Below are 20,720 nucleotides of genomic sequence, written 5' to 3' on the forward strand. Positions count from 1 at the left end.
CCATCGCTACCTCGAGAGCGAGAAGCGACGGAAGGAATGATATGGCATTTATCCTTTTACGGAGCCGACCAGCACCCCTTTAACAAAATGCTTCTGCAAGAAAGGATAGACGAGCAGAATAGGAACGGTAGCCGTCACGATGGATGCGGCGCGCACTGCCTCCGGCGCCTGGTTCAAGTCGCGGTTGACGTCGATCTGCCCGGCTGTCGTGAGCACTTCCTGCGTAGAAGCGATCAGTTCCTTCAGGTACAGCTGCAATGTCTTCAGTTCGGCTGATGTAATGTAGATCATAGCGTTGAAGTAGCTGTTCCACAGCAGAACCGCATAGAACAATCCCACTGTCGCCAGCACTGGCTTCGATAGAGGCAAGATAATATTGAACAGGATGCGCATATTCGATGCCCCGTCAAGCTTCGCCGACTCCTCCAGTCCGTCCGGCAAAGCCTCGAAGAAATTTTTCACGATCAACATATAGAATACGTTCACAAGACCCGGCACGAACAGCGCCCATACCGTATTGACAAGCTCCAGCTCCCGCATGACCAGATAGGAGGGAATAATGCCGCCGTTGAACAGCATTGTGAACACATAGATCAGCAGCAGTGGCTTGCGGAACTTCAACCCCGGCTTGGACAGCGGATACGCCGCCAGCACGGTCATAAGCAAGGACGCCAGCGTTCCGACCACCGTCACGAAGATGGTAATTTTGAAAGAGTTAATGAATTGGCTGTTGGCCAATACCAGCTTGTATGTGCCGATCTGGAAATCAATCGGGTAGATCGTCACAATGCCGGATACGACCGCCGCCTCGCTGCTGAATGACTTGGCGATGACGTTAAGAAATGGAAACAAGGTCATAATGCCCAATAGGATAAAAAAAGCGTAGTTGCATACGGTAAATAGTTTCTCTCCCGCGGAAAGCTTGATCGCATTGCCGCTTTTCTTGTTTGGCCGGATGGCCCGTTCGCTTGTCGCTCCCATTACCAAATGCTCCTTCCCAGAAACTTCTTGCATATCGCATTGCCCGAGACGACGAGCGTGAAGGCGATGACGGATTCGAACATGCCCACAGCGGTAGAGAAGCTGTAATCCGACGCCCCGATCCCGACTCGATACACATAAGTGCCGATAACATCCGCGACATCGTAGACGACTGGGTTATACATGACGAGAATCTGCTCCGTCCCGGCCTCCAGCATATTGCCCAGCCGCAGGATGAGCATCAGTACAATGGTAGAGAAGATGCCCGGCAGCGTGACGTGAATCATTTGCTGCAGCTTGCTGGCTCCGTCCATTTTGGCCGCTTCGTACAACTGGGGATCGATCCCCGCGATCGCAGCCAAATAGATGATGGTGCCCCAGCCGACTTCTTTCCAACCTTCGGTAAAGACGAGCAATCCGCGGAATACGCTCTGGTCCATGAAAAAGGCTATCCGTTCTCCTCCGAGCTTGGCGATAATCGTGTTCACAATGCCGTCGTTCAGCGACAGCAGATTGATGAATAGACCGCTGATGATGACCCATGAGATGAAATGGGGAAGATAGATGACAGACTGTACGACCCGCTTGAACATCATTTTCCTGATCTCATTCATGAGCACCGCTATGAGAATAGGTGCGGGAAATAGGAACAAGAGCTTGTACACGCTGATGATGAGCGTATTGGTCAGCACATTGAGGAACTGGTCGTTGACAATCAGGCGCTCGAAATGCTTCAAACCGACCCAGTCGCTCCCGCTTATCCCCTTGAAAATACTAAAATCCTGAAAAGCTATAATAAGACCATACATTGGGGTATATTTCAATAAAAGTAAAAACAATAATCCCGGTATGAGCATCAAGTAAAGATCCCAGTCTTTGACGATGGTTCTCCACGTATCCGCTCGCCGCGGCATCCTCGTCACATTCATAGTCGCGTTCCCCTTTTGCTAAGAAGTTTTTGCTGTATCCGTTTTCTTCGTATCATTATGGAGGATATACCGCGAATAAGGAATTATGCAATCTTAATAAAAACAAGAAAATCTTAAGCATCTTTTCCTGGTGTTCAGCAGAGCGTCTACCCTTCACAAAAAAATATCACATCAAACAAAACCCTAAATTCACAAGGTTTTTTCATGAAATTCACGATAATTCACATAATTAATGGTTAAAAATGACATTGACAATTGGATGACACTGGCATTAGTCTTGTCTTCAAATCCTCACAATCTTCCATAACGGAAGTTTGATAGAGAGGTCAAACCACTATTCAGGAGGGTATGAACAATGAATTGGACCAGATTTACCGCTGCACTTCTGTGCATCGCGTTAGCTATTCCGGCCATGATGACCGCGCCGAAAGCAGCCCATGCCGCGGACGAGATGTACGAGGAGGTATCTGTCCCGAATAACGGCTTCGAAGAAGCCTTGGGGGATTATCCCGGCTGGACGACCGTACCTGAGCTGCCTCAAGAGGGGCTTCATGTAAGCGTTGCCAACAGTGTATACGGTTCAAGCACCAACAGTCTGTATATGACGGATGATAACTCGAAGAAGTCTCTTCAGGTATTAAGTGGGCTTGTGCCTATAACCCCTGGCGAGAAATATAAGCTCTCCTCCAGCATTTACGTGCAGGCGAAGAGCGTCCGTGTCTATCTACACTTCAAGAAGGAGGGCTCTAACACAGACCTGACAGGCGGCCAGATCAATGTGCTCGCCAATACAGTCGGCCAGTGGAAGGAGATTGCGCTGGAGGGCATCGCTCCCGCGGATGCGGACTATGCTCAGGTCTCCTTTTATTACGGTGCTTCAGGGGTTGGAACGAAGGCTTATATCGATCATGTGAAGCTGGAACGCGTCGTGGCGGCTAATCCTCTGCAACTGCACTTCGACGAGCCAGTCATGATTGGGGATGCTGTATCCTATGCCCTCTCCCAAGCCGCTGCATACGGTATTGGACCGGACGGCAAGTGGGAGCAATATGTCGCGACCGTGGGATCCCCGGTATCCTTCCATGTTGTCGATGCCTCTACGGGAGAGTTGAAGTTCACGCAGCAGATCGCCGGATCAGGCGATACGATCTGGTCGATAGTCAAGGGCTCCGACGATAACATGTATTTCAGCTCGAATGGCATGCTCTATCGCTATGTGACAGCGGAACGCGCCATCGAGGCGCTGGGGCTGAATCCTTCCAACAAGCAGGTATTCGATCTGAAGGCAAGCTCGGACGGCAAAATATACGGCAGCACCTTCTCCAGCACCAACATGGGACGCGTCTTCGAATACGACATCCTTTCCGGTGAATTCAGCGACTGGGGTGTCGCGAAGGATGGGCAGCAATATGCACGGGGGCTGGGCGTAACGGAGGACTACGTCTACGTAGGCATAGGAACGACTGCGCATCTTATCCGTTATGACCGGGAGACAGGCGACAAATCGGAAGTGCTTATTCCCGGCGTCTCCGGCACCAGTCGTACTCTGTCGGAAATCGACGTCTATGGCGGCAAGCTGTTCGTCTACGGCGGGAAGGACCTGTTCGTGATCGATGAGCAATCCGGCGAGTTAATCAACACACTGGAGTTCCAATCCAAGCTTGCGCCGCCTTCGCCGGATCAGCCCAATCTGGTGTACTACAAGCTGGCAGGAGAGCTCTATGCTTACGACATAACGAACAACAGCTCTGCACTTGTCGACAATATTCCCGAATTGCCAGCCGATACAGCGATCAAGAATCATGCGTGGATAACGCCGGACAGCGGGCCGCTGCAAGGTGTCCAAGTGTTGGCGGGCATGGCTGCCTTCGGCGAGTCCTTCCTGCTGGATCCAGCTACGAAGCGTTATACGGAGCATGCTGTTCAGGTGCCTGCCTCCGCTACGAGCATCAACGCCATGGAGAGCGATGGCACCTCCCTGTACATGGGCGGTTATCAGAGAGGCATGAGCGTCTACGATCTGGACAGCGGGGAATTTCTCTACCGCAATAAGGAATTCCATCAGCCCGAGGGGATCAGCTTCCTGAACGACGCCGTCTACTTCGGCACCTATTCCGGAGCGGTCATGTACCGCCTTGACCGGGACAAGCCGTTCCAATACAACGAGCTCGGCGAGGGCAATCCCGGTCTGGCAGCAGATATAGAAGCAGATCAGGATCGTCCGTTCACGATGACCTCTGGCGACGGCAAGTTGTTCATCGGCACATTCCCGACATACGGCCAACTTGGCGGGGCTCTAACCATACTGGAGGAATCAGAGCAAGCGGACGGAAGTATCGCGGTGAACACCGAGACGGTGCGCCATATCGTCCCCGATCAGAGCTTGTTCGGTCTGGCCTATCTGGATGGCAAAATCTATGGAGGCACCTCCGTCTGGGGAGGTCTCGGCAGCGTCCCTCCAGAAGCGGAGGCGAAAATGTTCGTCTACGATACGGTCACCCGCACAATGGTTCAAGAGCCGTTCACCCCGAGAATTCCCGGCGTCAACGGCGATGTGAAGTTGATTGGCGAGCTGTCGGTTGGACCTGACGGGCTAATCTGGGGCATTCTGGACGGTTTCATCGACCAGAGCTCAGGCTATGATGCCGCCTTGTTCGCCATGCATCCGGAGACGCTGGAAATCGTGAAGAGCAAGGTCATTACAAATTCGCCTTACAATACGAGTAAATTCAGGCCTTATTATATTCGTTGGGGAGAGGACGGATTAATCTACTCTACGATCGGCAGGAAGCTGATGGCGATTGATCCCGCCGATCTGCGCTCTAAGCAGGTCATTCCTGGCACTGTCAATCTGATGACGATGGGCGAGGACGGAAGCCTGTACTATGCGCAAGGAAGCAAGCTGCACAAAGTGCCCGTGCAATTGGATAGCGCGAGCTTGCATGCCGATAAGAGCACAATTGAGGTGGGAGAGGCTGCTACAGCGTCCATATCGGTCATGCAGAAGAACGGCAAGCTTGCTCAATTGGGCGGCGCCGAGATCATCTATACGTCAAGCGCCCCGGATATCGTATCGGTAAGCGGCGATCAATTGATTGGGCAATCCGTTGGAACCACATCCATTACGGCACAAGTTGTGCTGGATGGGCGGCTGCTGACTACTTCGGCAATCGACATCGCAGTAAGTCCGGCGAAGCCGAAGCCAATCGACCCGCCGACTTATCCGCCAGTAGGCCCATCGCCAGTCATGCCGACTGTCGATGGCAGCACAATTATACTGCCCGAAGATATTGCGGAGCAGGCTATAGACAGTCAATTGCTGGATGAGCTGTTCGGGAAATACGATCAAGTAGATATTCATACGGACAGCGCAGCGCTGATCCCCGTCTCCTCGCTGAACAAGGCGGGTGAAAGCACTCTGATTATCCGGACGGAGCAGGGCTCATGGACACTGGATATTAGCCAATTGCCGCTGAAGGACTGGGAGGCGCTGTTAGAGGGTGACCAACCTATAGAGAACTCCTTCATTCGCATCGCGATCACCGGGAAGCAGCCATCTAATGGCGAGACTGACGAGAAGGCTGCAAGCGGACTTCTGTCGCCATGGGTGACATTCTCGCTAAGTGTAACGGATCAAGAAGGGCAATCCATACTGGCGGAGCCTATTGCCCTGCCGCATGGAGGGAAGCTGACCTTGCGCACCGGAGAGACGCTGCCGGAAGGCGCCATTGTCGTTGCTCCGCATCCAGCGACTGGCGAACCCCGCTTCATCCCAAGCCGCTTGCGGGAAGGGGAAGCGATGTTCTTCAGCAATGGCAATGATCAATATGCCCTATATTACAGCAACAGCGACATCTCCTTCGCCGACACCAGCGGCCACTGGGCCGAGGAAGCGATCTTGCGCATGGCGGGCAGACTTATCGTGGAAGGTCGTACAGCTCACGCCTTCGCCCCGGAACAACCTGTCAACCGTGCGGAATTCATGGCATTAATGAATCGCGTCTTGGGCTTGCAGCACGCTGGAGAGAGCGAATCGTCCTTCTCCGATGTTGCTTCTGACTCCTGGTTCGTGGATGAGGTGAATGCCGCCGTCAGCGCCGGTCTCATTGGCGGATACGAAGACGGCTCCTTCCGTCCGGAACGTTCCATCACGCGAGCGGAAGCAGCCGTTATTCTGAACCGGGCGTTGCAGCTTGCAGGATACGACACAGCTCTTACAAGCGAAGAAGAAGAGGATGCGCTGCAAGCATATGCCGATGCGGCAGACGCAGACTACGCTATGACCAGCATGGCGCTGGCGGTCAAGGAAGGCCTGTTCAACGGCCGGACACCGACTGCATTAGCCCCCCGGGAAGCCATTACACGAGCTGAAGCGGTCATGCTTATGGAGCGCTTGCTACAGCTGCTGGATTATATGTAACGGTATGAAGCATAGAGGCTGTCCCGCGGGACAGCCTCTCTTGTCGTTGTTATGGGTGCTTACTGCTTCTCGGAATACGCAATCGTCACTTCTCTGATGCTTTCCCGCTCGATCTCCATGATCATGACAGTGAAAGCGCCCGCTGCACTGCAGTCTCATCCGTATCCAGCCGCGCTACCTCAAAGCCGAGAGCCTCAAGCGCAGTTAGTCGGCCAATCTGACCTCTCGTCCCGTTGCCGCGGACGTATAGATGGCATCCAGGATCTTGATCATATCCACGCCTTGCTCCGGCACGAAGATCGGCTCCGCCCGCTTCTGCAGCACATCAATGAAATGACGAAGATTCTCGCCGTGGGCATCCGGATTGCCGCCCTTCAATACAGGCGTAACATTCGTTAATTGTCCAGCCGTCTCAGAGTAAATCTCAAGCTGGCCGTTAGCCATTGCCGAACCGGACTTCGTCCCCCTCAGCTCCACAAAATTCTTCTCTGCGCCAATGTTGGACGCCCAGCTGAATTCAATCTGCAGCGACGCTCCGTTATCGAATCGGATAAAGCCGATCGCCAGGTCCTCTACGTCGAAGGTGCCATTCTCTTGCTTCTCTCCGAAAGAACTATGAACGGAATCTGAAATCTCGTCATTGGCAAACTTCGTATACGTCGCTCCGGTCACCGCTACCGGCTTCGGATTGCCCATCAGCCAGATTGTCAGGTCAATCATATGTACGCCCAGATCGATGAGCGGGCCCCCGCCCGACAGCTCCTTCGTCGTGAACCAGCCGCCCTTGCCGGGAATGCCTCGGCGCCGTACCCAGCCGCAGCGCCCCGTGTAGACTTCACCCATCTGCCCTTCTTCAATGTATCGCTTCAGAAATTGCGAAGCCGGCGTGAACCGGTTGTTCCTCATAACCATTAATGTCTTGCCGCCTGCTTCCGCAGCATCGGCCATCTTCCTCGCTTCGTCGGGATTGACCGCATCCGGCTTCTCGCAGAATACGTGCAGCCCCTTCGACAGTGCCGCGATCGCCACTTCGGAATGGTACAGATTCGGGGTGCAAATATCGACGGCATCCAGCTCGCAAGCGTCCAGCATCTCCCTGTAATCCGTATAGACATGCTGAATGCCATGGGCGTCAGCCAATCCCTGAGCCCGTTCGCCGTTAATATCGCATAATGCGACAATGTCCACTTCGGGATGCTCCAGCAGCGGTTTCAAGTGCGCCGCCTTGAAGATGTTACCTGTTCCAACGATACCGAATTTCAGCTTGTTCCCCATATTCCATCCCCCTCATATTGGCAACTAAATCGCTTACAACCGTATCATACAGCACCCCATTGTTCGCATCCACCATTATTTATGACAATAGCCAATATTGGACAAGAATATGCCAAAATCGAAATAAAGGATAAGCCCCCCTATCGATGCCATTCGGAGTTGAGCGGCCCCGTTGCCAGGAACACTTAGCTGAAAACTTGGCTGTTGCCACTTCCTTGCCGGTATGCTACACTGTTTTCATTCCAAAGAATGGAGGGTTACAGGTGATCGATTATATCCGAGTCAGAACAGTGCGCGGCTAACAAGCGCTGCAGCTACTGCCGTTAATGAGATACGGCACAAGCTTGTTCCGCGATGAATGGCTGACGTATGATTAGGGCGACACTGATGAAGTATGTGGCGCTGATCATGCCGTTGCTGCCTGCAATACGCGATAGCTCTGCCTGTGCGCAGAGGACTCAGGATTGGTCTGTTCACTTCTCCATGTAACCGTCTATAGCTGGATTTCGATGATTCGTCAACGCCCGTGATGCGATGCCCGTACAATGTACATTGGCCTAATTGTGCCTGCACACGTGACGCCCGGCTGGCATGTCCATCCGGCTTCCGGCGCAAGCGTAAGCCGCTAACCGGGGTGCGTTGACTACTATTCCATTTCCAATGCTTTAGAAGACCATTCCCTATATCCTCATGCGTGAGCTATGAACACAGGCGGATTTGTCTGTGTTTTTTTAATGGGAAATTACGTTAGTGAGAGGATGAATCTTATATGATGGAACAAGAACAGAAGGATACCGCCATTATCGTGGGCGTGCAATTAAATAGCGATACTGACTTCCAGTACGCGATGGGGGAGCTCGCCAGTCTCGCGGAAGCGCGCAATCTGGAAGTCGTAGGAGAGATGGGACAGAAGGCGAGCCGGGTTAATTCCTCCCATTACATTGGCACTGGCAAGCTGCAGGAGCTTCGCGCGCTTGCCGACGGGCTGGACGCCGACATGATTATCTTCAACGATGAGCTGTCTCCGTCCCAGATACGCAATCTGGAGTCGGAGCTGGAGCGAACGGTTATCGACCGGACCGTGTTGATTTTGGACATCTTCGCGGAGCGGGCGAAGACGCGTGAAGCGCAGCTGCAGGTGGAGGTTGCCCGGCTGCAGTATTCCCTGCCCCGCCTCGTCGGATTGCGGGCTTCCTTAAGTCGTCAAGGCGGCGGCGCGGGACTGCGGAACAGAGGTGCGGGCGAGACGAAGCTGGAGCTGGACCGCAGGCGGATCGAGGAGCGGATCACCGCGCTGCAGGCGGAGTTGGAGAAGCTGGTCGCCACCCGCCAGCTGCAGCGGAAGAAGCGAAAGAAGAACGAAGTGCCCTCCGTCTGTCTCGTCGGCTATACCAATACGGGCAAGTCCAGCTTGATGAATGCGCTGCTGCGGCAATTCGACCCTGATACGGAGAAGGAAGTGTTCGCCCAGAACATGCTGTTCGCCACGTTGGAGACGTCCGTGCGGAGCATTGAGCTGCCGGATCACAAGTCGTTCCTGCTCACGGATACCGTCGGCTTCGTCAGCCAGCTTCCCCATCATCTGGTGAAGGCGTTCCGCTCCACGCTGGAAGAAGTAACAGAGGCGGATCTGCTTGTTCATGTCGTCGACTATTCCAACCCCGATTACGAGCAGATGATCCAAGTCACGAACGAGACGCTGGGCGATCTGGGAGCCAGGGACATTCCGACAATCTATGCTTACAACAAGTGCGATCTGATGGAATATCCGTACCCGCGCGTAGTGGGGCAGGATGTGTTCCTTTCCGTTCATGAGGGGAAAGGTCTTCAGGAGCTCGTCGAGCTTATCCGGAACCACGTCTTCAAAAACTATGTGCAGCGCGAAATTCTCATCCCATTTAGTCAAGGACGTCTGATCTCCTACTTCAATGAACGCGCCCAAGTGTTTGAAACTAGCTACGAAGCGGAAGGAACGCGCATGAAGCTGGAATGCAGCCTGGCAGACTACGAGCGGTACCGCAACGACTTCGTCGAGCTTGGCAACGGCGGATAAGCATGGAATGGGGAATGCGCTGGTAAGTAGGGAAGCTGCGAACAGGTAGACAGGTACTGGTACTCCGATAGGAGGGTGCCCAGTGATGGGACTGGCGTGCTGAGCGGTGTGCTGAGCTGGTGGGCTGGGCTGGTGGGCTGGGTAAGTGTTTAATGGATATTGTACAGTTATTTCCTACGAAAAATGACTTGGGGGATCATATAACTGGAAAAACTCCATTAAATATGTTTCTATTGGCGAAATATCGTAGCATACGTCTCAATTAACTACACAAAATCCAATTAGTTGTTAGAAGTATGTGCATTTCCCCAAAAATAAGCACATAAAATCCAGTTAGCCTTAAACCACCAACTGGAATCCACGAGCAGACGATCAGCATATTCCACCAACTGGAATCCACGAGCAGACGATCAGCATATTCCACCAACTGGAATCCACGAGCAGACGATTGGCATCCTTAGGCAACAGGTGCCTTGAACCGCCGAGGTAGATAGCAAAACGAGCGTAGCAGAACAAGCCACATAAGCGCACTCGAGCACAATCCCTTCGAGGCAATTGCAAATTGCTACTTGCCAGCACCTTGCCTGTTACCTGCATGCTCTCTGCCCTGCTACCTACATGCTACTTACCAGCACTTTGCCTGTTACCTGCATGCTCTCTGCCCTGCTACCTACATGCTACCTACATGCTACTTGCCAGCACCTTGCCTGTTACCTGCATGCTCTCTGCCCTGCTCCCTGCCCTGCTACCTACATGCTACTTACCAGCACCTTGCCTGCTACGTACATGCTCCTGGACTTCACTAGCCCTCCTGACAAAAAAAGCCTCTTGTCGCCGTTGATAAACATCGACGCGCCGATAAGAGGCTTCTCTCACATGTTCTGGCGGGAGTCTTTTTGATGGTCGCGGTTGCGGCTGCTTTTATCGGCTACTCCGTACTGAAAGCGGGCAAGCCATTACCGCCATTACCGCCACAGCCCGTTGATGCAACCGATTTCATTTCATTGGTATTTTAAACAAAATTTAATCTTGGCCGTCTGTGCATTTAACCTTGAGACGATATGCTGGTTCCAGAGGTGATAATAGTGAAAGAATGGATCATTGAAACAAGAGGGCTCAGCAAACGATACAAAGGAAGGTATGCGGTATCCGGCCTCAATCTGCAAATCGCAAAAGGAGAAATATACGGCTTCCTCGGCCCGAATGGCGCAGGAAAAACGACGACGATCCGAATGTTGCTCGGCCTTATTGGACCGTCTAGCGGGAGCATCCACTTATTCGGCATGCCGTTGGCTAAGGAACGAATGTCGATACTTCGCAAGGTAGGATCTCTGGTCGAATACCCCTCGAACTACGGGCACTTGAATGCAATCGACAACCTGGAAGCCATCCGCCTCATCATCGACGCTCCGCGCGAGCGCATCAGCGAAGTTCTGGAGATCGTCGGTCTGACCAAGGAGGCGAAGCGCCCTGTGAAAGGCTATTCTCTAGGAATGAAGCAACGGCTCGGCATCGCCAGCGCGCTGCTGGGCAATCCGGAGCTGCTCATTCTGGATGAGCCGACGAATGGGCTGGATCCTGCCGGGATTCTGGAGATTCGCGAGCTAATCAAGAATATGCCGCACCAGTACGGCATTACCGTACTTATCTCCAGTCACCTGCTTAGCGAAGTGGAGCAGATGGCCACCGTTGTAGGCATTATCCGGCAAGGCGAGCTAGTGTTCCAGGACACGATCGGCAATCTGCAACTGCAATCGAAGAGCGAGGTAACGATGCGTATCTCCGATGTGCAGCATGCGCTCAGGGCGCTGCACGCGCAGGGCATTCATGCCGCGTTCGGGAAGGAGCCGTCGACTCTGGCGATTAGCTCTGCGGATGATCGGACAGTGGCGAGAGCAGTAGAGAAGCTGGTAGGCTCCGGCCATTCCGTCTTCCGGGTAGAGGAGAACCGGAAGTCGCTGGAGACGTTGTTCCTGGAAATCGTAGGGGAGGGTCACGGCTTATGATTGACAGAGCGATAAGAGCCGATCTGCTGAAAATTCGGGGAAAAGGGCTGTGGTATCTCGTCTTCCTTGCCCCGGTCGGACTGATTGCCATGCAAGCGCTCAATTACGGCTTACGCTACGACTATATGATGGACACATACGGAGACGATCCCTGGAGGTACTTGTTGGATAATATCGCCATGTTCGTTCCCATCGCGCTGCTCATGGGCATCACAATACTCGCCTCCATGCTGGCCAATATTGAGCATCACACCAGCGCATGGAAGCAACTACTCGCCTTGCCCGTCTCCCGTTATGTCGTATTCGGTGGGAAGTTTTTCATTATAGCGATGTTGCTGGCCGTCTCTTGCCTGCTGCTTGCTATCGGAACCGTGCCATTGGGATTGGCTTTGAAATTCGGGGGAACCAATATTCCTTATTCGGCTATAGCGAAGCTGGCCTTCTTCCCTTATATCGCGGCTTGGCCCATATTAGCGTTCGTGCTGTGGATGTGCGTGACGTACCGGAATCAATCGCTTCCTATTACAATCGGAGTGGTGATGGCGGTGCTGTCCATCTTTCCAATCTCGGAATATTTACCGCTTGGCTGGCCGTTGGCCGTTTTGAAAGGATCGCATGAAGAAGTATACCTGGGGGCAGGCTTGCTGTGCGGCTTCATTGTTCAATTGCTCGGCTCTATTCATTTCAATCGAACGGATGTGAGCTAGCATGCTATTAAAATGCTTCCTGGGACTGCTGGCTTCAGAAAGGCTCAAGTTCAGCCGTTCGCCAATCTGGCTGCTCATTCCCGCCAGTCCCTTGGTCGCACTGGTAATCGGACTGCTGACTTCGCTGGACAATGTGCCGGCTTCCGTCCAAGCCTTGCAGTTGCAGTCTATCGTCTTCTCGCTTCACGCGATGCTGTTGCTCCCGATCATGACAGGCATCTTCTCAGCCTTCGTCTGCCGCTACGAGCATAGCGGAGGCGGCTGGAAGGCGATGCTCAGCCTGCCTGTATCGCGGACGGGCTTGTACTTGGCCAAGCTGCTCAGCGTAGCCGTCATGCTGGCAATCACTCAACTGTTGATGCTGGCCGTCCTTGCGCTATCCGCCAGCTTCCACGGCATTGCAGGCACCATGAATTGGAGTCCTACGCTGCTCGCTGTCAGCAGCGGCTGGCTGGCCTGTCTGCCGCTAGCTGCCTTACAGTTATGGGCTTCCATCGGGTGGAGCAGCTTCGCCGCTCCCCTCGCGATCAACGTGGCGCTTACCTTGCCCAATATGCTCATCGTCAATTCTGCACAGTACGGTCCTTATTACCCTTGGGCACAGCCCGCTCTGGCGATGCTCGTGCATAGCGAGGAGATGGAGTTCGGCGCGTTCACCTTGCCGCTCGAGAATCTGCTCGTTACAGTGGGCTTAAGCTTCCTCGTCTTCTTCATCGGCGGGCTGCTGCATATGAAGCGGAGGGACGTATAAGTCTTCATCGCAACCGGTCAGAAGATCCGCTATTCCCAGAAGACACTAGCTGTTCGGCGGGAAGACAGCACATATAAGCCAGGGCGTCCCGGCAGTCATCATAACGACTGCCGGGACGCCTCTCTGTGCTTAGCTTAATCGGAACAGATAGATACGGGTGCCGTCGCTGGAACTCTCCCGTTCCCATGCCAGCTGCATCTGTCCCATCAAGTAGTCCACAATAGCCATGCCAATGCCTGCTCCCTTATTGTCACTGTCGCCGTTCATTCCATTGCCGCGGTCGGCAATGACAAGCGCCAGCTTGCCTTCCCTCATCTCTGTATACAATCCGATATAACGGCCTTGCGGCGCATGACGAACGACGTTCTGGAATAAGTTATCCAGTATGCGCTGGAACGCAGACTTATCCACCTCCCACAATAGCGATTCGCCCTCCAGCCGGATATCGACTTCGATGCCCAGATGCTCCCATACGGGATACCAGGCGGCAGCGCTCTCCCGCATTAGCCGCTTCACATCAGCCGACTGCGGCTCCAGCTTGTAGCGGCCGCTGGTCATTAACGTGTAAGCCAGCAAGTTATCGATCAACTCGCCAAGCCCAGACGCCTTCTCCTGCATCGTCATCAGCGATTGCCGTCCACGCTCAGACAGATGCTCTTGCGACAAGGTGTACAGATGTCCGTTCATCACCGTCAGCGGCGTCCGCAGATCATGCGACAGATTGGCAATGAGCGACTTGCGCAGTCCCTCTTCCTCTGCTTGCCGCCGGCGGCTATCCTGCAACTGCACAATCATGCCGTTGAAGGCCGATTCCAGCGCGCCAATCTCATCTTGCCGTCCCAGCTTAACCTGCATAGGAACACCGTGCTCGTCCCGCAGCGCCATCGCGTGCTGGAGACGTAGCATCCGCCGCCTAATCTGGCGGAAGAAGAGCACCGACACTGTGATGAAGAGCAGGAACACAATAAGAGTGAAAGCCAAATAGAAAGGCGTGCCCGTATCCGACACTTCCGCGCGAATCACCTCTCGCGGCATTCGCATCGTCATAAAACCCGGTCCGGCATGCTCCTTCCCCAGAAACGCTACAACTGTGTAAGGATCGCCGCCCACGCTGCGCTTCATGAAAGCGACAGTATCGTCCACACTCCACTTCTGTGGAATATCGGACTGAAAGGGCAACTGAAGCATCGTCGTTCCTTCGCCGTTTACCCAGAACAGGGACGCCTCCGGGTATTGCTCGTACAGCTGCTGCATGTGTCCGTTGATCTCATCAGTCCCCAGCCCTTCCATGCCCGCCGCTGCATCGTACCACATCTCCTTCAATTGGGAGCTATTGCCGTACTCACGGCCGCTGGCCTCGTCGCCTTGTAATATGCTGTCGTAGATCATATAGAATACGCTTGCGACAGGCAGGACGATGGGAATGAACAAGAATGCGCCCAGCACAATGAGCAAATATTGATTCTTCAATGAATGGGCGGAGAACCAGCGCGTTCTCCACGACCGGCCCTTCATCGTCTCACCCTATAGCCGAGTCCGCGGATCGTCTCCACGATTTCCGGCGACGCAGGGTCCCTCTCGATCTTCTCGCGAAGATAGCGGATATGCACCATCAGCGTCTTGTCGCCTTCCAAGTAGGGCTCGCCCCATACCGATTCATAGATTTGTTCCTTCGTCATGATCTGTCCAAGATGACGCAGTAAATACATGAAGATATGGAACTGCTTGCCGCTAAGTGGAATTTCCTCGCCGCTATCCGCTTGAACGATCCGATTCTCCGCTTCATAGACGAGCAGATGCTTCACCTTCACCGGCTCCCGGGACGGCTCCCCCGTGCGCCTAAGCAGCACTTCGATTCGGGCGACTAGCTCATCGGGATGGAACGGCTTCGTCACATAATCGTCGGCGAACTGCAGCCCCTGCAGCTTGTCGTCGATCGCAGTTCGAGCCGACAGCATCAGAATCGGAATGCCAGGCTCCGCCCGCTTCAGCCGCTGCCCCACCGTGAAGCCGTCCAGTCCCGGCAGCATGACGTCCAGAATAACCAGTTGACAGCCTGTCACCTCTTCCAACGCGCGTTCCCCGCTTCTCAGCCACTTGACCTCGTAATTCCGCTCTCGCAGATGCTCGAGGACAAAGCTGCCAATCTCGCGATCGTCCTCTATGTATAATAATATGGCACTCATAGCCCCGCACCCTTTCTTGCCATTCGTCTATAATCATTATATACGAAAAAAAAGAGCTGCTGCGCCGAAGCAGCTGCTCTTATCTATTTGCGCATGCGGGCTGTCAAAGGCCGCTTGTCGCCTTTCAGGACAGCTCCGCTTGTTGGAAGCTTAGTTAGTCGCGATATAAAGATATACTGAATGTATACATATCTCCACGAAAGTGCGAATGCAAAATCTCTACGGGCAATTTATTCTGGTCACATGAAACCCGTTCAAAAAAGAAGAAAGGCATTGTCGCAGAGACACCGATCTGCTCCGCAATCTCGGGCGCCAACACAGCTTCCATTCGCTGTTCCGCAACCGTTGGCGTATGTCCGTTCTTTGAAAGATGAGCATACAATGAAGTCCCTACTAGATCGAGCCGTTCCGGGTTGGCAAGCAGAGATGCTGGAATCACTGCGGTTTGAATGCCGACAGGAGCCATATTCAAGTAACGTATGCGAGTGAGCTGATAAACCAGTTCATTGGAGCGTATTTGAAGCGTATGCTGCTCCTTCTGGGTCGGCTTACGGTTCTCCGCCACGAGAATTTTAGAGGAAGGATTCAGACCAAGCTCCTGCATATCCTCGAAAAATCCGCTCAGTTTATTCAGATTGCGCTCCAGCTTCGTCGCCGATACGAACGCGCCTTTGCCGTGCACGCGATAAACCAATCCTTCATTAACCAATTGTGTCACAGCATGTCTCGCGGTCATACGCGATACGCCATGCTCCTTCAAAATCTCATCTTCTGTCGGAATTTGAGAATTGACAGGGAATTCACCGGCAACTACACGATTGCGAATCGATCGGGCAATCTGCAAGTACATAGGAACAGGATTTGATTTATTAACCATTTAATCGCACCTTATCAACTGTCTTTGGGATCATTATACTACGATTACCTACTTATTTCCATGCGCTGCGATAAATCGCTTCAATCGCTGCATAGTCCAGCTTGACCGGACTTCTTGAGAGCAATCGGGTTTGCGTAGCGGCATCTTCCGCCAATACGGGAATTGCCGACTCCGGAATGCCATATTCCTGTAGGCTCGCCGGCAAACCTGTGAGCGCAATGAAGTGCCGCAATTGTTCCACCAACCGCACCGAAGCCTCTTCGGCCTCAATCCCTCTTACATCATAACCCAGAGCTTCAAGTAAATCCTTCATCCGATCAGCGCAACCGCCGCGAATTCGCTCCATGACATGAGGCAGCAATACCGCATTGGCTTCTCCGTGCGGAAGATGGAACTGTCCTCCCAACGGATAGGCCAGCGCATGCACCCCGGCTACGCCGGCATTGAAAAACGCCAGTCCCGCCATATAACTGGCGGCGCTCATATCCTCTCTTGCGCTTATAATTGAACCGTCAGCTACCGCTTGAACAAGCGAGCGACCTGCAAGCTTGACCGCATGAAGCGCCAATCCGTCCGTAACCGGACTCGCATTCACGGACAAGTAGGATTCAATGGCGTGAGTAAGCGCGTCCATCCCTGTTGCCGCTGTTACTCTTGGAGGAACGGTGAGAGTAAGCTCAGGATCGACGATTGCAATATCCGCAAGCAAGCAGCGGTGAGCGATAACATCCTTCGTATGGCCAAGCGACAGCACCGCAATATCGGTTACCTCTGAACCCGTGCCTGCCGTTGTCGGAATGAGCGCTTTCGGCAAGCCCTTATCCGTAATCACGCGTTCGCCTGACAAGTTCAAATAGTCCGCAACCGCTCCTTCATGAACCGCTAGCACTGCCGCAACCTTCGCCAAGTCCAGCGCGCTGCCTCCCCCCAACCCGACAACCATATCACAGCGTGTTCGCTTCGTCACTTCCACCAATCGCTCCGCCAGCGCAAGCTCAGGCTCCGGCGTGACATCACTGAACAACGTTATGTTGACGCCCGCTTCTCGCAACGGCTGAGCGATCTGCTCCGCCACGCCAAGCTTGACTAGTACAGGATCCGTAATCAGCAGCACATGCGCGGGTGCTAGATCAGCTATTTCCTGCTCCAGCTTGCGGATAGCGCCTCTCCCGATATGGCTTTTCGGCGGAAATATGATTTGATGGTCAACCATGGCGCTACAACCTCCCGATTTGTGTGTCTCATCTCTATTCACAGATTACTCCTGCATGCTCGTCAGCCGGTGGGCCAGATCATGGGTGCGGCTATGCAATTCCCGATAGATAGAGAACATCTCATCATACACCTTCACATCTTCCGGCACGGGAGCTACAGACTCAACGACTCGCTGAGCGTGGCTTACCGCTTCACGCAAATCACTGTACCAACCTATTGAGGTTGCAGCGATCAGACAAGCTCCGAAGGACGAGTCGCTCACTTCCGGAATCTCCATCTCCAGATTCAGCACGCTAGCCATAATTTGAATCCATGGCCGGCCCTTGCTTCCGCCCCCAATCAGCTTAACCGCCTTCAGTGGACGGTCAGACAGTTGATTGGCGCAATCTCGCAGTGAGTAGGCAACACCCTCCAGCACCGCTCTTGCGAAGTGCTCTCTGGTATGGCGGGTCGTCGTCCCGAAGAATGAGCCCCGCAGGTAAGGGTCCCAATGCGGAGAGCGTTCGCCATTCAGATAGGGCTGGAACAACAGACCTTCCGAGCCTGCCGGAAGACAATCCACCATTCCGACAATATAGTCATAGATATCCTCGGCGCCAATTCGCCCCTCCGCCTCCCTGTAGAAGGATTCCTTGAACCAGCGGAAGGATGCTGCAGCGAAGTTGGTTGCGCTGTTCTGATAATACAAGCCGTCAATAACATGATGATAAGCTGTCAGCTTGTCATTACGCGGCAGCTTATCGGTGACAAGAGCGAAATTCCCTGCCGTCGCAAGCTTCACGACACCGTCGCCCGCTTCCACCGTTCCGCAGCCATAGACCTCCGCAGCCGTGTCAGCTGTTCCCATTACAATCGCAATCCCGGCTGGCAAGCCCAGCCGATCCGCCATCTCTTGGGTAAGCGAACCGGCGCGATCCAGCGGAGAGCCTACTGGTGGAAGCAGCGACTTGTCCAGTGCAATCAGCTCCAGCAGTTCATCGGACCAGCGTTGCTCATGAATATCATAGAACAAGGAGCCCTCGGCCTCGATATGATCGGTGGCGATGTCCCCTGAGAAGCGATAGCGGACATAGTCCTTCATGAATACAATCCGTTGCACGCGCTCAAGAGCTTCCGGCTCATGCTTCCTCAGCCACAGGAAGTGGCTTAATGTCCAGGTGGGATTCGGCGCATTGTTGGTCAGATCGTATATCCGTTCCCCTTTCAGTCTGTACAATTCCTTGGACTCATCTCCACTGCGCTGGTCATTCCACATGATGACATTGCGAAGGGCACTTCCCCCCTTATCCAGCAGTACCGCTACATGATGCGGAGCGGAGAAGGCGATCGCTTCCATTCGGCTTCTCTGTTCCGTGGAAAACGATGAAATCGCTTTCCGAATTCCTTCCACAGCTGCGTCAATCCATTGATTCGGGTCCTGCTCCACCCATCTTGGCTTGGGATAAAGAGACGGATAGGACACATAGGCCTCAGATGCAACTGTTCCGTCGGAACCGAGACATGTGATCTTACAGCCTCCCGAGCCATGATCTACTCCAAGCACATATGATATCGCCATTGCCGTCAAACTCCCTTTCCTTCAAAGGCGCCGGAGACCGCAAGTTCAGCCGTTCTCATGCCGTCCTGCAAATCTCGCGGAATGCGGTTGTGAACACCAGTCTGAATCGCCGCCTCCACTACCGCTTGCCGCACACGCTCTACGACCACCTCGTTGAAAATGCTCGGTATAATATAATGCTCATTCACTTCTTCTTCGGGAATAACGCCTGCGATAGCGCTTGCCGCGGCCAGCTTCATCTCTTCATTAATCAGCTTCGCCCGGCAATCAAGCGCTCCCCTGAACATGCCCGGGAAACATAGCACGTTGTTGATCTGATTCGGATAATCGCTGCGGCCTGTAGCCAGTACTTTCACATAAGGTTCCGCTACCTCGGGATCAATCTCGGGCTCCGGATTCGCCATAGCGAATACGATAGCATTGTCCGCCATTTTGCGCACATCTTCTACCGACAGCGCGCCCGGTCCTGATACGCCGATGAATACGTCCACGCCATTCATGACATCGCTCACACTGCCTTGAAGCTGGGACGGGTTCGTTCGGCTCGCCAGCCATGACCACATGGGATTGTCATACTCATGCTGACTGCTCAGCGCCCCTTCACGGTCGACAGCAATGACCTCTCCCGCTCCAGCAGCTATCAGCATTTTGCAGATGGAGACCCCCGCCGCACCAATACCCGCCACTACAATTCTGACGTCGTCCATCCGCTTCCCGACAACCTTCAGCGCATTAATCAATCCCGCAATAGCGACAACGGCTGTCCCATGCTGATCATCATGAAAGACGGGAATATCCAGCTCTTCCGTCAGACGCCGCTCAATCTCGAAGCAGCGAGGCGAAGAGATGTCTTCCAGATTAATGCCGCCGAATCCAGGAGACACCGCCTTCACGATACGCACGATTTCGTCGGGATCCTTCGTATCCAGGCAGAGCGGATAGGCATCGATGTTTGCCAACTGCTTGAACAGCATCGCCTTGCCTTCCATAACAGGCAGCGCAGCCCAAGGACCGATATCGCCGAGTCCCAGCACTGCCGTTCCATCACTGACAACCGCGACCGAATTCCGCTTCAACGTCAAGGAATAGGCCTTATGCTGCTGCTCGTGGATCGTCCGGCTAATTTTGGCCACGCCCGGCGTATACACTCTGGAGAGATCCTCTCGATTGCGGATCGGCCGCTTCGCCTGAATTTCAATTTTCCCGCCCAGATGAGCAAGGAAGGTGCAATCTGACACATTGACTATCGTTATGCCCTCAATAGAGCGGATCGAATCCAACACTTCATCGCACTTGGAATCCATCATATTGACCGTAACGTCTCTCACCGTCATCGTCTGATGCGAACGAATAAGATCAATAGCAATCATATCCCCGCCGGAACGGGAGATGGCCGCCGACACATCGGCGAATGCCGCCCGCCTGCTATCCATTTCAATTCTAATAATTACGCTAGTATAGGTTGACATGATGCTTTCCCCCGCTCGTTATAACTGCTTCACAAAACCTATCATTTCCCTTCATTGCCGGTTGCGGCGGGCGCCGTTGACGGCGGAGGCAGCAAGCTGACAAGACTGCCTCCTCTAGCATAATTATCCCGCTTCAAATCCTCGAAGAAAATAAATACACGCTCTTGAGGGGCGCCTGCGATCCGAACAAACATATCGGTCATTTCCTTTACAAGCTCCTGCTTCTTCTCTGTTGACAGCCCTTCCAAAACTTCCACATGAATAAATGGCATTGCTTTACCCCCTATTGATTG

At 53.6% G+C, this 20,720-nt stretch carries 15 protein-coding genes; 5 read left to right on the plus strand and 10 right to left on the minus strand.

Going from position 1 to position 20,720, the window contains the following annotated elements:
- Positions 1-48: 48 nt before the first annotated feature.
- Both ACFQ2I_RS10700 and ACFQ2I_RS10705 read right to left on the minus strand, forming a co-directional pair.
- On the minus strand, positions 49-981 hold the full coding sequence (locus ACFQ2I_RS10700; protein WP_377564140.1) for a carbohydrate ABC transporter permease: 933 nt from the start codon (positions 979-981) through the stop codon (positions 49-51).
- On the minus strand, positions 981-1,910 hold the full coding sequence (locus tag ACFQ2I_RS10705) for an ABC transporter permease (protein WP_377564142.1): 930 nt from the start codon (positions 1,908-1,910) through the stop codon (positions 981-983). The genes ACFQ2I_RS10700 and ACFQ2I_RS10705 overlap by 1 nt, the downstream gene beginning before the upstream one ends.
- A 355-nt stretch (positions 1,911-2,265) precedes the next feature.
- Between ACFQ2I_RS10705 and ACFQ2I_RS10710 the strand changes: the two genes are divergently transcribed.
- Positions 2,266-6,330 carry an S-layer homology domain-containing protein gene (locus ACFQ2I_RS10710; protein WP_377564143.1) on the plus strand — a complete coding sequence of 1,355 codons (4,065 nt, stop codon included), beginning with the start codon at positions 2,266-2,268 and terminating at the stop codon, positions 6,328-6,330.
- A 204-nt stretch (positions 6,331-6,534) separates the two neighbouring features.
- Here the strand turns inward: ACFQ2I_RS10710 and ACFQ2I_RS10715 are convergent, their stop codons facing one another.
- On the minus strand, positions 6,535-7,605 hold the full coding sequence (locus tag ACFQ2I_RS10715) for a Gfo/Idh/MocA family protein (protein ID WP_377564145.1): 1,071 nt from the start codon (positions 7,603-7,605) through the stop codon (positions 6,535-6,537).
- Positions 7,606-8,377: 772 nt separating this feature from the next.
- Here ACFQ2I_RS10715 and hflX point away from each other — a divergent pair.
- The 4 genes from hflX to ACFQ2I_RS10735 all read left to right on the plus strand — a co-directional run bounded on the left by hflX (position 8,378) and on the right by ACFQ2I_RS10735 (position 13,122).
- Complete coding sequence (gene hflX, locus ACFQ2I_RS10720) at positions 8,378-9,658, plus strand: GTPase HflX (RefSeq protein WP_377564256.1); 1,281 nt, start codon at positions 8,378-8,380, stop codon at positions 9,656-9,658.
- Between the two features lie 1,085 nt (positions 9,659-10,743).
- A complete protein-coding gene (locus ACFQ2I_RS10725; RefSeq protein WP_377564147.1) occupies positions 10,744-11,664 on the plus strand; it encodes an ABC transporter ATP-binding protein in 921 nt (306 codons plus the stop codon).
- On the plus strand, positions 11,661-12,371 hold the full coding sequence (locus tag ACFQ2I_RS10730; RefSeq protein WP_377564148.1) for an ABC transporter permease: 711 nt from the start codon (positions 11,661-11,663) through the stop codon (positions 12,369-12,371). Before ACFQ2I_RS10725 ends, ACFQ2I_RS10730 begins: the two co-directional genes overlap by 4 nt.
- A 1-nt stretch (position 12,372) precedes the next feature.
- Positions 12,373-13,122, plus strand: coding sequence for an ABC transporter permease (locus tag ACFQ2I_RS10735; RefSeq protein WP_377564149.1), 750 nt, complete (start codon positions 12,373-12,375; stop codon positions 13,120-13,122).
- 129 nt (positions 13,123-13,251) lie between these two features.
- Here the strand turns inward: ACFQ2I_RS10735 and ACFQ2I_RS10740 are convergent, their stop codons facing one another.
- The 7 genes from ACFQ2I_RS10740 to ACFQ2I_RS10770 all read right to left on the minus strand — a co-directional run bounded on the left by ACFQ2I_RS10740 (position 13,252) and on the right by ACFQ2I_RS10770 (position 20,699).
- The gene (locus ACFQ2I_RS10740) at positions 13,252-14,637 is read right to left on the minus strand and encodes a HAMP domain-containing sensor histidine kinase (protein ID WP_377564151.1); all 1,386 of its coding nucleotides are present in this window, start codon (positions 14,635-14,637) and stop codon (positions 13,252-13,254) included.
- Complete coding sequence (locus ACFQ2I_RS10745; RefSeq protein WP_377564152.1) at positions 14,634-15,308, minus strand: response regulator transcription factor; 675 nt, start codon at positions 15,306-15,308, stop codon at positions 14,634-14,636. Before ACFQ2I_RS10745 ends, ACFQ2I_RS10740 begins: the two co-directional genes overlap by 4 nt.
- A gap of 154 nt (positions 15,309-15,462) precedes the next feature.
- Positions 15,463-16,185 carry a GntR family transcriptional regulator gene (locus ACFQ2I_RS10750; RefSeq protein WP_377564153.1) on the minus strand — a complete coding sequence of 241 codons (723 nt, stop codon included), beginning with the start codon at positions 16,183-16,185 and terminating at the stop codon, positions 15,463-15,465.
- Between the two features lie 52 nt (positions 16,186-16,237).
- The gene (locus ACFQ2I_RS10755; RefSeq protein WP_377564155.1) at positions 16,238-17,398 is read right to left on the minus strand and encodes an iron-containing alcohol dehydrogenase; all 1,161 of its coding nucleotides are present in this window, start codon (positions 17,396-17,398) and stop codon (positions 16,238-16,240) included.
- A 45-nt stretch (positions 17,399-17,443) separates the two neighbouring features.
- Positions 17,444-18,958 carry a xylulokinase gene (locus tag ACFQ2I_RS10760; RefSeq protein WP_377564156.1) on the minus strand — a complete coding sequence of 505 codons (1,515 nt, stop codon included), beginning with the start codon at positions 18,956-18,958 and terminating at the stop codon, positions 17,444-17,446.
- A 5-nt stretch (positions 18,959-18,963) separates the two neighbouring features.
- Positions 18,964-20,427, minus strand: a complete 1,464-nt coding sequence (locus tag ACFQ2I_RS10765; protein ID WP_377564157.1) for an NAD-dependent malic enzyme — start codon at positions 20,425-20,427, stop codon at positions 18,964-18,966.
- 41 nt (positions 20,428-20,468) lie between these two features.
- The gene (locus ACFQ2I_RS10770; RefSeq protein WP_377564159.1) at positions 20,469-20,699 is read right to left on the minus strand and encodes a 2-hydroxymuconate tautomerase; all 231 of its coding nucleotides are present in this window, start codon (positions 20,697-20,699) and stop codon (positions 20,469-20,471) included.
- Between the last annotated feature and the right edge of the window lie 21 nt (positions 20,700-20,720).

The organism is Paenibacillus chungangensis, assembly GCF_042675905.1.
Lineage (GTDB): Bacteria > Bacillota > Bacilli > Paenibacillales > Paenibacillaceae > Pristimantibacillus > Pristimantibacillus chungangensis.

Excerpts from the sequence above, each read along its gene's own strand:
- ACFQ2I_RS10740 (WP_377564151.1), bottom strand. The coding sequence starts at position 14,637 with ATGAAGGGCCGGTCGTGGAGAACGCGCTGGTTCTCCGCCCATTCATTG.
- hflX (WP_377564256.1), top strand. The coding sequence starts at position 8,378 with ATGGAACAAGAACAGAAGGATACCGCCATTATCGTGGGCGTGCAATTA.
- ACFQ2I_RS10745 (WP_377564152.1), bottom strand. The coding sequence starts at position 15,308 with ATGAGTGCCATATTATTATACATAGAGGACGATCGCGAGATTGGCAGC.
- ACFQ2I_RS10710 (WP_377564143.1), top strand. The coding sequence starts at position 2,266 with ATGAATTGGACCAGATTTACCGCTGCACTTCTGTGCATCGCGTTAGCT.
- ACFQ2I_RS10700 (WP_377564140.1), bottom strand. The coding sequence starts at position 981 with ATGGGAGCGACAAGCGAACGGGCCATCCGGCCAAACAAGAAAAGCGGC.
- ACFQ2I_RS10760 (WP_377564156.1), bottom strand. The coding sequence starts at position 18,958 with ATGGCGATATCATATGTGCTTGGAGTAGATCATGGCTCGGGAGGCTGT.
- ACFQ2I_RS10715 (WP_377564145.1), bottom strand. The coding sequence starts at position 7,605 with ATGGGGAACAAGCTGAAATTCGGTATCGTTGGAACAGGTAACATCTTC.
- ACFQ2I_RS10765 (WP_377564157.1), bottom strand. The coding sequence starts at position 20,427 with ATGTCAACCTATACTAGCGTAATTATTAGAATTGAAATGGATAGCAGG.
- ACFQ2I_RS10735 (WP_377564149.1), top strand. The coding sequence starts at position 12,373 with ATGCTATTAAAATGCTTCCTGGGACTGCTGGCTTCAGAAAGGCTCAAG.
- ACFQ2I_RS10755 (WP_377564155.1), bottom strand. The coding sequence starts at position 17,398 with ATGGTTGACCATCAAATCATATTTCCGCCGAAAAGCCATATCGGGAGA.
- ACFQ2I_RS10770 (WP_377564159.1), bottom strand. The coding sequence starts at position 20,699 with ATGCCATTTATTCATGTGGAAGTTTTGGAAGGGCTGTCAACAGAGAAG.
- ACFQ2I_RS10730 (WP_377564148.1), top strand. The coding sequence starts at position 11,661 with ATGATTGACAGAGCGATAAGAGCCGATCTGCTGAAAATTCGGGGAAAA.
- ACFQ2I_RS10750 (WP_377564153.1), bottom strand. The coding sequence starts at position 16,185 with ATGGTTAATAAATCAAATCCTGTTCCTATGTACTTGCAGATTGCCCGA.
- ACFQ2I_RS10705 (WP_377564142.1), bottom strand. The coding sequence starts at position 1,910 with ATGAATGTGACGAGGATGCCGCGGCGAGCGGATACGTGGAGAACCATC.